Genomic DNA, 12,594 nt, shown 5'->3' with positions numbered 1-12,594 from the left:
TTTTTGCCTTGAACATCCAGGAACAGGTTTTGGCTCTGCTCGACGAAGTGTTGAGCCTCGATGGCCGTGGTTTGCAATTCGATGCCGACACGGCGCTGCTCGGCAGCGTGCCCGAACTCGACTCCATGGCCGTGCTCGCGGTCATCCACGCGATCGAGGAACGCTTCGGCATTGAGGTGCCCGACGACGAGATCGACGGCAGTTCCTTTGCGACCGTCGGAACCGTCGTCGATTTCGTCACCCGTCTCAGCGCCCGCTGAACCGTCTCAGAACGGGAAGAATACCGGCACCAGCAACAGGACGGCGGCCGAATAGGTCAGGCTGACCGGCAGGCCGGCGCGGATGAAATCCATCGTGCGGTAGCGGCCCGGCGACATCACCATCAGGTGGGTCTGGTAGCCGAAGGGGATCAGGAAGCCTGCGCTCGCCCCGTAGGCGATCGCCATCACGAAGGGCATCGGGTCGACGTCGAACGCGCGGGCGGTCGATAGCGCAATCGGGAACGCGAGCGCGGCAGCGGCGTTGTTCGTGATGACTTCGGTCAGCACGACAGTGATCAGGTATACGCCGACGAAGGCCCCGACTACGCCGTGCCCGTCGAACAGGCTGCGCATGGCGTCGGCGACCAGCTCGGCCGCGCCCGAGGATTCCAGCGCCTTCGCGATCGTGAGCGCCGAGCCTATCGTCACCAGCAGGTCGAAGGGAAAGCGCCGGCGCATCTCGCTCACCGACAGGATGCGCGTCGCGAGCAGGATCGCGAGCAGCACCAGCAGGCAGTTCAGCAGCGGCCAAATACCGACCGCGGACACCGCGATCGCGAGCGCGAAGCCGCTCAGCGCGAGCGTGCTCTGGCGCGGCGTCAGCCTCGGGCGCAGCACGCCGGTGTCGAGCAGGTGGAAGTTGCGGTCGATGTTGCGGTGCTGGGCGAAGTCGGGGCCGACGGCGAGCAGCAGCGCGTCGCCCACGCGCAGCGGGATTCGCCCGAGCTGGCCGGTCAGGCGCTTGTCGCCGCGCCGGATGCCGACGACCCCGGCGTCGAACTGCGAGCGGAAGTCCACTTCCCGCAGCGTGCGATTGGGCAGGATCGACTCGTTCGAGATCACCACCTCGACGAGGTTGGAGCCCAGCAGCGCGTCGGCGCGCGTGCCGAACACCTGCAGGCCGGGAATCTGCTGCAGCGCCTGCACCTTTTCGACCTGCCCGGTGAAGATGAGGACGTCGCCCTCCTCGAGAATCTCGTCCGGCCCCACCGGCGAAATCAGCCGCCCCTCGCGCTCGAGCTCCAGCAGGAACAGACCATCGAGGTTGCGCAAGCGGTTCTGCTCGATGCTGCGACCGGCCAGGGGCGAATCGGGGGTGATCTGTGCTTCGAGAAAGTAGCTCTGGCGGTTCTCCCGTGCGGCCGGTTCATGCGCCGGAAGTAGGCCCGAGCACAGCACCATCACGGCGATGCACGCGAGCGCCAGCGGAATGCCGACGAGGCTGAACTGGAACATCTTCAGCGGCGGGAGCCCCGCGTCGATCACGAAGGAATTGACGACGAGGTTCGTCGAGGTGCCGACAAGGGTCGTAACGCCGCCCAGGATCGCGGCGTACGAAAGGGGGATCAGCAGCTTCGATGGCGCCACGCGGCGTTGCTTGGAGACGACCCCCAGCAGGGCGCCGACGACTGCGGTGTTGTTGAGGGCCGCCGAAAACAGCGTCGTCACGGCCGACAGGCGCAGGATCGCTCGTGCCGCCCCCCCCCGCAGTACGAGATCCGAAAAGCGGTCCAGGAGTGGCGAGCGCTCCAGCGCCAGCGACACCAGCAAGAGCACGATCAAGGTGATCAGCGCTGAATTGGTGTAGCCGGTGAGCCACTCGCGCTCGCTGACGAGCCCGGCGAGGTAGTACGCCGCGGCCCACACGGTGAACAGGATCGCCGGTGCGACGCGGCCGCGGATCAGCAGCGCGAGCAATGCGGCAATGGATAGGAGGACTGCGTAGGCCGTCATCGGGATTGGGGCGCTACGCCTTCTTCAAGGCCCCATGCGGCGAAATGGGGGTTCTCGAAACCCCGCTTGGCATAGGCGAGCGGACGCCCGTCCAGGTCGGTGACGTGCCCGCCGGCGGCAGCGAGCACCGCATGGCCGGCGGCGATGTCCCATTCCATCGTGCGCCCGAGCCGGGGGTAGAGGTCGGCTTCGCCGGCCGCGATCAGGCACAGCTTGAGCGAGGAACCGGCGCTCGCGAGCTTGGCGACCTTGCGGTCCGCGAGAAAGGTGTCGAGCGCCGCGGCGTCGCCGTGCGAGCGGCTGGCGAGCACGGTGAGCCCCTCGGCCGGCGGCACGCGGCAGGAGATTGAACGGCGCCCGTTTCCATCCTCGACGAAGGCGTCGCCCCCGACCTCCCCGGCATAGAGTTTGTCGAGAGCGGGCGCCAGAACCACGCCGAGCAGCGGCCGGCCGTCTTCGACGAGGGCGATATTGACCGTGAATTCGCCGTTGCGCTTGATGAACTCCTTGGTGCCGTCGAGTGGATCGACGAGCCAGAAACGCCTGCCGATTGCCGGAACCCGCCCCGCTGCGACGGCCTCTTCGGCCACCACCGGAACGTCCGGCGTGAGCGCTGCGAGCCCCGCGAGGATCACCGCCTCGGCGCGTTCGTCCGCCTCGGTGACCGGCGATGCGTCATCCTTGCCGCGCACCGAAAAGTCCGTCGCATAGACCGACATCACGACATCCCCTGCGTCGCGCACGATCGGCAGCAGTCGCTCGAGGAGATCGGAAAGGGGAAGAGCATTTGACACAGGTGTGGCTCCAGCCGGTTGGTATACTTGACGACGCGGCATTGTAGGCCCGATCACGCGGGCCGGCTGTGCAATTCATCGTCATCACGAGGACATCGATGTCTCTTACCCACCTGCAGCGTCTCGAAGCCGAAAGCATCCACATCATGCGCGAGGTGGTCGCCGAAGCGGAAAACCCGGTGATGCTGTATTCGATCGGCAAGGACAGCGCCGTGATGCTGCACCTTGCGATGAAGGCCTTCCACCCCGCGCGCCCGCCGTTCCCGCTGCTGCACGTCGACACGCGCTGGAAATTTCGCGACATGTACGCCTTCCGCGACGAGATGGTGGGCAAGCTCGGGCTGGACCTCATCGTGCATATCAACCCCGACGGGGTCGCGAAGGACATCAACCCCTTCACCCACGGCTCGGCGATCCACACCGACATCATGAAGACCGAGGGCCTCAAGCAGGCGCTCGACAAGTACGGATTCGATGCGGCCTTCGGCGGCGCACGCCGCGACGAGGAGAAATCCCGCGCCAAGGAGCGCATCTTCTCCTTCCGCACCGCGCAGCACCGCTGGGACCCGAAGAGCCAGCGCCCCGAGCTGTGGAAGCTCTACAACGCCCGCAAGCACAAGGGCGAGTCGATGCGGGTGTTTCCGCTGTCGAACTGGACCGAGCTCGACATCTGGCAATACATCTACCTCGAGAAGGTGCCCATCGTGCCGCTCTACTTCGCCGCCGTGCGCCCGGTCGTGGAGCGCGACGGCGCGCTGATCATGGTCGACGACGAGCGCATGCCGCTGCATCCGGGTGAAGTGCCGATGATGAAGAAGGTGCGCTTCCGCACGCTCGGTTGCTACCCGCTGACCGGCGCGGTCGAGTCCGAGGCCGACACGCTGCCCGCGATCATCCAGGAGATGCTGCTGACCAAGACCTCCGAGCGCCAGGGCCGTGTCATCGACCACGACTCGGCCGCCTCGATGGAAAAGAAGAAACAAGAGGGGTACTTCTGACATGGCCCACATCTCGGATCTGATCGCCACCGACATCGAGCAGTACCTGCAGGCCCACGAGAAGAAGAGCCTGCTGCGCTTCATCACCTGCGGCAGCGTCGACGACGGCAAGAGCACGCTGATCGGCCGCCTGCTGTACGAATCGAAGATGCTCTTCGAAGACCAGCTCGCCGCGATGGAAGCCGACTCGAAGAAGTACGGCACCCAGGGCGAGAATCTCGACTTCGCGCTGCTCGTCGACGGCCTCGCCGCCGAGCGCGAGCAGGGCATCACGATCGACGTCGCCTATCGCTTCTTCTCCACCGACAAGCGCAAGTTCATCGTCGCCGACACGCCGGGCCACGAGCAATACACGCGCAACATGGTGACCGGCGCCTCGACCGCCGACGCCGCGGTGCTGATGGTCGATGCCCGCCGCGGCGTGCTCACGCAGACTCGGCGCCACAGCTACCTCGTGTCGCTGCTCGGCATCCGCCACATCGTGGTCGCGATCAACAAGATGGACCTCGTCGACTACGCCGAGCCCGTGTTCCGGCGCATCTGCGACGACTACCGCAGCTTCGCCGCCCAGATCGGCCTCGATGACGTGACCTTCATCCCGATGTCCGCCTACAAGGGCGACAACATAATCGAGCCCAGCGCCAACATGCCCTGGTATCACGGCACGACGCTGATGGGTTACCTCGAAACCGTCGAGGTCGACGACGAGCGCTTGCAGAAGCAAGCCTTCCGCCTGCCCGTGCAGTGGGTCAATCGCCCGAACCTCGATTTCCGCGGCTTCGCCGGCACCGTCGCCGGCGGCATCGTGAAGCCCGGTGACCGCATCCGCGTCCAGCCCTCGGGCAAGGAAAGCACGGTCGCGCGCATCGTCACGCGCGACGGCGACCTGGAGCAGGCCGTCGCCGGCCAGTCGATCACGCTGACCCTCGCCGACGAGATCGACATCTCGCGCGGCGACGTCATCTCGACGGCCGACTCGCCCGCCGGCTCGGCCGACCAGTTCGAGACGACGCTCGTATGGATGCACGACGAGCCGCTGCTGCCTGGGCGCCCCTATCTGCTCAAGATCGGGGCGAAGACCGTCACCGCGACCGTCACCCACATCAAGTACCAGGTCAACGTGAACACCCTGGAGCACGTGGCCGCGCGCACGCTGGACCTCAACGCGATCGGCGTGTGCAACCTCAGCCTTGACCGCCCGATCGCCTTCGATCCCTATGCCGACAACCGCGACACCGGCGGCTTCATCCTCATCGACCGCCTGAGCAACGCGTGTGCAACCTCAGCCTTGACCGCCCGATCGCCTTCGATCCCTATGCCGACAACCGCGACACCGGCGGCTTCATCCTCATCGACCGCCTGAGCAACAACACCGTCGGCGCGGGGCTGATCCACTTCGCGCTGCGCCGCAGCCAGAACATCCACATGCAGCACGTCGATGTGGACAAGACTGCGCGCGCCGCGCTCAAGCACCAGAAGCCGTGCGTGCTGTGGTTCACCGGCCTGTCCGGCGCCGGCAAGTCAACGGTTGCCAATCTCGTCGAGAAGAAGCTGCACGCACAGGGTTATCACACCTACCTGCTCGACGGCGACAACGTGCGCCACGGGCTCAACAAGGACCTCGGCTTCACGGAGGCCGACCGCGTTGAGAACATCCGGCGCGTGGCCGAAGTGGCGAAACTGATGGTCGATGCCGGCCTCATCGTCATCACCGCCTTCATTTCGCCCTTCCGTGCCGAGCGCCAGATGGCGCGCAGCCTGGTGGCCGAAGACGAATTCCTCGAAGTGTTCATCGACACGCCGCTCGAGGTCGCCGAGGGACGCGACGCCAAGGGTCTGTACAAGAAGGCACGGCGCGGCGAACTCAAGAACTTTACCGGGATCGACTCCCCCTACGAGGCGCCGGAAGCGCCCGACGTGCGCATCAACACCGTGACGATGAGCGCCGACGAGGCGGCCACGTATCTCGTGTTGGAGTTGCAGCGCCGCGGCGGTCTGGGCGACTGAGGCGACTGAGGGCAGCAAAAAGCCGGAACTCCCTTGCGGGCAGTTCCGGCTTCCTTGTGCGTAATCCGCGGGCTTACTTGCTCTTGATCATCGTGCCGACGCCGTGGTCGGTCAGGATCTCCAGCAGCAGGCAGTGTTCGACGCGACCGTCGATGATGTGCACCGACTTGACGCCGTTGCGCGCCGCATCCAGCGCCGAGCCGATCTTCGGCAGCATGCCGCCCGACAGCGTGCCGTCCTCGACGAGGCCGTCGATCTGGCGCGGCGTGAGGCCGGTCAGCAGATTGCCGTCCTTGTCCAGCACGCCCGGCGTGTTCGTCAGCAGCACCAGCTTCTCGGCCTTGAGGATCTCGGCGAGCTTGCCGGCCACCACGTCGGCGTTGATGTTGTAGGTCTCGCCCTCCTCGCCGACGCCGATCGGCGCGATCACCGGGATGAAGTCGCCCTGGTCGAGGAAGGAGATCAGGCTGGGGTCGATCTGCGTGATCTCGCCGACTTGGCCGATATCGACCAGGTCTCCCGGCGGTGCGTCCTTCTTCTGCATCATCAGCTTCTTCGCGCGGATGAAGTTCGCGTCCTTGCCGGTCAGGCCCACGGCCTTGCCGCCCGCCTGGTTGATGAGATTCACGATCTCCTTGTTCACCTGGCCGCCCAGCACCATCTCGACGACTTCCATCGTCTCGGCGTCGGTCACGCGCATCCCCTGCACGAACTCGCCCTTCTTGCCGACGCGTGCGAGCAGGTTCTCGATCTGCGGACCGCCGCCATGCACCACGACCGGATTCAGTCCCACCAGCTTCAACAGCACGACGTCGCGTGCGAAGCAGTCCTTCAGCTTCGGATCGGTCATCGCATTGCCGCCGTACTTGATGACGATCGTCTTGTCGAAGAAACGCTTGATGTAAGGCAGGGCCTCCGCGAGGATCTCGGCCTTCAGGGCGGGCGTCACCTTATCGGTGTCGGGGGAGTCGGACATGGCAGCTTCCTGGATGATTGTGCGCCGCCATTTTAAAGAGTCATGCTGCAAAGCAGAAGCCGCAATCCCCCTTTGCGGAGGATTGCGGCTTGCCGGACGCGCAGCAGTCGGGACGTCAGTCGATCGTCAGCCGCTTCACCTGCTCATGTGCCTTCTTGGGCAGGCTCAGCTCGAGCACGCCATCCTTGAACTTGGCGCTCGATTTGGCTTCGTCGATTTCCTGGCCGAGCTGGAAGCTGCGCGACACCTTGCCGAAATAACGCTCGGTGCGCAGCACACGCTCGCCTTCCTTGACCTCCTTCTCCTGCTTGCGTTCGGCACTGATCGACACCACCGGGCCGTCGATGTGCACGTGAATATCCTCCTTCATGATGCCCGGCAGTTCTGCGTGGACCTGGTAGGCGTCGTTGTCCTCCTTCACATCCACGCGCATCTGGGGAGCTTCGCTGACGCCGCCGCCGATATCGACCGGACGGACGAAGAAACCGCGCAGCAGGTCATCGAAGGGATCGCGACGAATCAGGTTGCTCATGGCTTTCTCCTCTCTGACAACAGGGTCTTCTCATCCCAAATATAGATACGGGATGCGGCATTTCAAGAGAGAAGAGGGCCCCTGGCGTGCAATCGCGGATTCATCTGAGCGGCCCCTCGATGAAATAAATCCGCATTCATCCGAGCCGTCGAGCGTCACATCGACATGTCGGCGCGGCGGGGCATTCTTTGCCCGCGGAATGCCGGCGGGCGAGCCCGCGCGTCGGAGTGTGGCGTTGCCGCCCGCGATCATGGTTCCGGACGAAGGTGCGGGTTAGTAATGCCCGGCGTGCCTGAAGGCGATGTTCCTAGCGTCTGCCGCCTGCCGGGAAGTGATCGGGCAGGTTCAGGATCGCATCGCGATTGGTCCACGAGAAGACCTTCGCCGCAGCGGCGTCGCGCGGCAGCCAAAGCGTCGCGTCGTGCTCGTCGGGCGCGAGCGTGACCGGCTGGCCCTCGGGCACGCACAGGCTGAAGACGTGCTCGAGATTGTGGGACACCTCCGGCGCATAGCGGTGGCGCCACTCCTCGCGGATCGCGAAGCGGTTGCAGTGCCGCCAATCGACGAGGTCCTGCAGCCGGGCCGCGATCCCCGTTTCCTCGCAAATCTCCCGCAGCGCCGCTTCCGCAGGCGATTCTCCCGGCTCCAGGCTGCCGGTGACCGACTGCCAGAAGCCCGGCGGCGACACGCGCTGCAGCAACAATACGTCGAGCGCCGGCGTATGTACCACGACGAGCACCGACTCGGGCAGCTTGTAGGCCATCGCTCGCCTCAGAATCCGCGCAGACGGGCGATACCGTCGGCGGTCAGCCCGACGAAGATCCAGAAGGGAACGTCTTGTGCGGCCCAGTCGCCGGCCGCCTCCCCGAGAATCTCGAGCGCCTCGAGAAAGTCCCGTTCCGCGGCGATGCGAAATCCATCCGCGTGCTCGAGGATCAGCACGTGGCCTTGGGCCGGCCACCAACTCATGTCCGTCGCACAGTCCGCAAGGGCGTCCCAGTTGTGGCCGAACCAATCGGGAAATCGCAGTGCCGCAGCGACCCGGCGCAGGAACTCGGCCTTGTCCCGGCAACCGGACAGGTCTGCACGCGCGACTCCCAAGCCCACCGCAGCGGCTGCGGCGGCTATGGCGCCCCCGCCGTCCGCCGGCAAGTGATACACCCCGGCGCCGGAGGTCTGGTGCAGTCTGTCGGCGAGTCGATCAAGGTCGTCCATCCCTTTCTCCCGCTTCAGCGCCGCGGATCGATGCGGCGGAAACTGCGATAGTGATCGGCGGTGTAGTAATACACCTCGGGAGGATTCCCCCCCGTGACGATGCGGCGCGCGCCACGGCCGTTCTCGCCCGGCGTCGGCACGGTGTATTCGCGGTAGTAACCGCGCGGTTTCTCGGGCAGCAGGCGCTCCCGGTTCTGGAACACTGTGCCGTCCTTGCGATAGGGAAAAGGTCCGCCACGGTCGATCAGCGCGAGCGTCGCCTGCGCCTCGCGCGGGAGCGCGTCGGTCGTCGCGTTGTCCGGCCCGCGGCCGCATCCCGGCAAGGCTGCGAGCGCCGTTGCAGCGAACAGCGCGAATCTCAGTATCAGTGCCCGCAAGTGAATCTCCTGATGGCTGGTCGGATCGGGGGGCCGGAATTCGGCCCTCCCGGGATCAACCGCCCTGGCGCGGATTGTATTTCCTGACCAGCTGCTGCATGAAGCCGCTCAATGCATCGAGACGCGGGTTGCCGGGGTCGAGCCGCCGCGTGCGCGCGATCAGGCCGCGAGCCTGGGCCGCCAGGCGCTCGTTCCAGCCGCGGTTCTCGATGTGCCGCAACAGCGCGAGTGCGGCATTGAAGAGCACGTGCGGATTTCCCGGCATCTTCTGCACCGCGGCCATCATCTCCCGCACTGCGCCGTCGAAGTCCCCGGCCTTGACCATGTCTGCGCCGGCGGAAATCAGCCCGCGCACCTCGACATGGACGCGCTCCTCTAGCTCGTTCGACAGCTCGCCATGCCCCCGCTCCTGCAGGATCGCGCGGGTCTTCTCCACCGTGCGCTCGTCCGCTGCGTTGCGCAGGATGTCGATCACCAGCTGGCTGCCTTCGGCCTCCATGTGGTTGTCCAGGCAAGCCTTGACGAGCTCCTGCTTCATGTCGGTCGACAGGGACGACAGCGCCGCACCTGCCTGCAGCGCATTCTGGAGCGCGGCCTGCGCGAGATCCCCCGCGCCGGTGCTGGTGTGATACAGGGCCTTCGAGAGCGAGGCGCATACCGGCGTCGCCGCCATCCCGCCCATGCTCGACTCCAGATCGCGGATTGTCGCCTGCGCTTCGTCGGTGCGGCCCTGGCTGAGTTGTGCCCGGACCAGATGGACGTGGTCTTCCGGGTCGCGGAAATCCGAGTATTTACCCTTGCGCACAACCTCGGCGAGCGTCCGCTCGGCAGCAGCGCCGTCACCGGCGGTGAGCTGCACACTGCCCAGGTGGCGCAGGCGTCCCAGGCGGTGCGGCGACAGCGCGACGGCGCTGGTCAGCACGTCGCGCGCCTCCTCGATGCGCCCCGTTTCCTCGCGCGTGCGCGCGAGCCAGTCGTAGGCGTCGACGTATCGGCTGCTTTCGGCCACCAGTGCGCTCAGGATCTCTTCCGCGCCGGCGTAGTCCTTCCTCGCGAACAACATCTTGGCGAGGCCGAGCCTTGCCCACGGCACCACCTTGGCGGCGAGAATCTCGCGGTAGATGCCCTCGGCCTGTTCCACGTGCCCGAGTGCGGCGTGCAGTTCCGCCTCCAGGCGCAGGAAGTCGATGCGGTAGCGCGGGTGAGTTTCCGCCCGGGTCGTGCAGACTTCGATCGCCCGCTGCGTTTCGCCGGCCTCGATGAGCCGGTAGACGGGCAGGAAAATCTCGCGTTTTTCCAGCGCCCGCAACAGCCGCATGTGCAGCATGTCGGGGGTGAGCGGCTTCAGGATGTAGTCGTTCGGCGCGAGCTCCGCCGCACTGACCACGCGTTCGTAATTGCGCTCGCCCGTGATCATGATGAACAGCGTGTCGAGCGGAATGATCTCCTTGTTGCGCAGATCCTCGAGCAGGTGTTGTCCGTCCTGGCCATCGCCAAGGCTGTATTCGCTCAGGATCACGTCGAAGCGTCGGTCGCGCAGGCGGCTGATGGCCGCCCCGGCAGAGGGGGCGAACTTGACGTTGGCAATCCCGAAGCTGTTGAGCATCGACCGCAACTGGCTGCGCATGCCCTGGTTGCTTTCAACGATGAGGAGATTCAGGCGTTCGAGGTCTGCCATGGGATCGATTGGGGCTGAACAGGTGACGCCACGTCGGGGGCGTTTCCCAAGCTTACGGCAATGTCGGGGAAATTCTGTAGCTTTTCCGCGTATGCCGCTGCTGATGGCACGCACGGCCCAAAGAAAAAGGGCAGATGGTCGCCCATCTGCCCTCCGATGATGCTGCGCGCGTGAGCGGTCAGGCCTTGGCGACCTCGACCTGCGTCTCGACCTTCTGGCGCAGACGGATGTGAAGTTCGCGCAGCTGCTTCTCGTCGACCGCGCTCGGCGCGTCGGTGAGCAGGCACTGAGCACGCTGGGTTTTCGGGAAGGCGATCACGTCGCGGATCGACTCGGCGCCGGTCATCAGGGTTACGATGCGATCGAGGCCGAACGCAAGACCACCGTGCGGCGGCGCGCCGTACTTGAGCGCGTCGAGCAGGAAGCCGAACTTGACCTGCTGTTCCTCCGGACCGATGTTGAGCGCCTCGAACACGCGCGACTGCACCTCTGCGCGGTGGATACGCACCGAGCCGCCGCCGATTTCCCAGCCGTTGAGCGCCAGGTCGTAGGCCTTCGCGAGGCATTCGCCGGGGTTCGACTCGAGCAGTTCGACGTGGTCGTCCTTCGGGCTCGTGAACGGGTGGTGGCAGGCGACCCAGCGCTTATCGTCCTCGTCGTATTCGAACATCGGGAAGTCCACGACCCACAGCGGACGCCAGGCGTCGCCGGTGACATAGCCCTTCTCGTGGCCGAGCTTGATCCGCAGGGCGCCGAGGGCGTCGTTGACGACCTTGGTCTTGTCGGCGCCGAAGAAGATCAGGTCGCCGGATTGCGCACCGGTTCGCTCGAGGATCGTGCGCAGCGCGGTCTCGTGCAGGTTCTTGACGATGGGCGACTGCAGGCCCGCCTCGTTCGGCTGGGTGGCGTCATTGACCTTGATATAGGCGAGGCCCTTGGCGCCGTAGATGCCGACGAACTTGGTGTATTCGTCGATCTCGCCGCGGGTGAGGGAGGCGCCACCCGGTACGCGCAGCGCGGCGACGCGACCGCCGCTGGTCGCCGGTCCGCTGAACACCTTGAACGCCACGTCCTGCACGGCATCGGTGACTTCCGTGAGTTCCAGCGTCACGCGCATGTCCGGCTTGTCCGAGCCGAAGCGGCGCATCGCCTCGGCATAGGTCATGCGCGGGAACGGATTCGGCAGTTCGACCGCGAGCGCTTCCTTGAACACGAAACGGATCATGTCTTCCATGATCGCGGTGATCTCGGTCTCGTTCAGGAACGAGGTCTCGATATCGACCTGGGTGAATTCGGGCTGGCGGTCGGCGCGCAGGTCCTCGTCGCGGAAGCACTTGGTGATCTGGTAGTAGCGGTCGAAGCCGGCGACCATCAGCAGCTGTTTGAAGAGTTGCGGCGACTGAGGCAGCGCGAAGAACTGGCCCGGATGCACACGCGAGGGAACGAGGTAGTCGCGTGCGCCCTCGGGCGTGCTCTTGGTGAGCATCGGCGTCTCGATGTCGATGAAGCCCTGCCCGTCCAGGAAGCGGCGGAAGGCCATCGCCACCTTGTAGCGCAGCATCATGTTCTTCTGCATCTGCGGACGGCGCAGGTCGATGACGCGATTCACCAGCCGCACGTTTTCGGACAGGTTGTCGTCATCGAGCTGGAAGGGCGGCGTCGCAGAGGCGTTGAGCACCTCGATCGTGTGGCAAAGCACCTCGATCTCGCCCGAGACGAGGTTGGCGTTCTCGGTGCCCGCGGGACGGCGGCGCACCTTGCCGGTGAGGTTGATCACGTATTCGTTGCGGATCGACTCCGCCGTACGGAAGGTGTCGGCGCGGTCCGGGTCGCACACGACCTGCACGAGCCCCTCGCGGTCGCGCAGGTCAATGAAGATGACCCCGCCGTGGTCACGGCGGCGGTGGACCCAGCCGCACAGGGTCACGGTCTGGTCGAGATCGGCGGCGGTTACCTGTCCGCAGTACTTGGTTCGCATGGGTTCAGTTCCGAAACGAAGGCGCGGCCGCTACGGGCCGCGAGG

At 65.6% G+C, this 12,594-nt stretch carries 11 protein-coding genes and 1 pseudogene; 3 read left to right on the top strand and 9 right to left on the bottom strand.

Annotated features, from left to right (window positions below):
• The first annotated feature begins 8 nt into the window (after positions 1-8).
• Positions 9-260: an acyl carrier protein gene (locus GO615_RS05095; RefSeq protein WP_050417203.1), complete on the top strand. Its 252-nt coding sequence runs from the start codon at positions 9-11 to the stop codon at positions 258-260.
• A 6-nt stretch (positions 261-266) separates the two neighbouring features.
• Here GO615_RS05095 and GO615_RS05090 read toward each other — a convergent pair whose 3' ends face one another.
• Both GO615_RS05090 and cysQ read right to left on the bottom strand, forming a co-directional pair.
• Complete coding sequence (locus GO615_RS05090; protein WP_169125956.1) at positions 267-1,994, bottom strand: SLC13 family permease; 1,728 nt, start codon at positions 1,992-1,994, stop codon at positions 267-269.
• Positions 1,991-2,830 carry a 3'(2'),5'-bisphosphate nucleotidase CysQ gene (gene cysQ, locus GO615_RS05085; protein ID WP_169125955.1) on the bottom strand — a complete coding sequence of 280 codons (840 nt, stop codon included), beginning with the start codon at positions 2,828-2,830 and terminating at the stop codon, positions 1,991-1,993. The genes GO615_RS05090 and cysQ overlap by 4 nt, the downstream gene beginning before the upstream one ends.
• Positions 2,831-2,886: 56 nt before the next feature.
• On the opposite strand from cysQ, the gene cysD reads away from it, so the two are divergent.
• Positions 2,887-3,786: a sulfate adenylyltransferase subunit CysD gene (cysD, locus tag GO615_RS05080; protein WP_169125954.1), complete on the top strand. Its 900-nt coding sequence runs from the start codon at positions 2,887-2,889 to the stop codon at positions 3,784-3,786.
• 1 nt (position 3,787) lies between these two features.
• Positions 3,788-5,793: pseudogene (gene cysN, locus GO615_RS05075) on the top strand (sulfate adenylyltransferase subunit CysN).
• Positions 5,794-5,866: 73 nt separating this feature from the next.
• Here cysN and argB read toward each other — a convergent pair.
• The 7 genes from argB to aspS all read right to left on the bottom strand — a co-directional run bounded on the left by argB (position 5,867) and on the right by aspS (position 12,549).
• The gene (gene argB, locus GO615_RS05070; RefSeq protein WP_169125953.1) at positions 5,867-6,769 is read right to left on the bottom strand and encodes an acetylglutamate kinase; all 903 of its coding nucleotides are present in this window, start codon (positions 6,767-6,769) and stop codon (positions 5,867-5,869) included.
• A gap of 115 nt (positions 6,770-6,884) precedes the next feature.
• Positions 6,885-7,301, bottom strand: a complete 417-nt coding sequence (locus GO615_RS05065) for an Hsp20/alpha crystallin family protein (RefSeq protein WP_169125952.1) — start codon at positions 7,299-7,301, stop codon at positions 6,885-6,887.
• Between the two features lie 307 nt (positions 7,302-7,608).
• Positions 7,609-8,064: a dihydroneopterin triphosphate diphosphatase gene (gene nudB / locus GO615_RS05060; RefSeq protein WP_169125951.1), complete on the bottom strand. Its 456-nt coding sequence runs from the start codon at positions 8,062-8,064 to the stop codon at positions 7,609-7,611.
• Positions 8,065-8,072: 8 nt separating this feature from the next.
• A complete protein-coding gene (locus tag GO615_RS05055) occupies positions 8,073-8,516 on the bottom strand; it encodes a barstar family protein (RefSeq protein ID WP_169125950.1) in 444 nt (147 codons plus the stop codon).
• A gap of 14 nt (positions 8,517-8,530) precedes the next feature.
• A complete protein-coding gene (locus GO615_RS05050; protein ID WP_169125949.1) occupies positions 8,531-8,893 on the bottom strand; it encodes a guanyl-specific ribonuclease in 363 nt (120 codons plus the stop codon).
• Between the two features lie 55 nt (positions 8,894-8,948).
• Entirely contained in the window at positions 8,949-10,571 is a 1,623-nt protein-coding gene (locus GO615_RS05045) for a tetratricopeptide repeat-containing response regulator (RefSeq protein ID WP_169125948.1), read from the bottom strand.
• Between the two features lie 178 nt (positions 10,572-10,749).
• Positions 10,750-12,549, bottom strand: a complete 1,800-nt coding sequence (aspS, locus tag GO615_RS05040) for an aspartate--tRNA ligase (protein WP_169125947.1) — start codon at positions 12,547-12,549, stop codon at positions 10,750-10,752.
• Positions 12,550-12,594 lie beyond the last annotated feature (45 nt).

Origin of the sequence: Aromatoleum evansii (assembly GCF_012910805.1) — a bacterium.
Taxonomy (GTDB): Bacteria; Pseudomonadota; Gammaproteobacteria; order Burkholderiales; family Rhodocyclaceae; genus Aromatoleum; species Aromatoleum evansii.
Note: the sequence above shows the minus strand (reverse complement) of the source record. Positions and strands in the feature narration are given on the sequence as shown.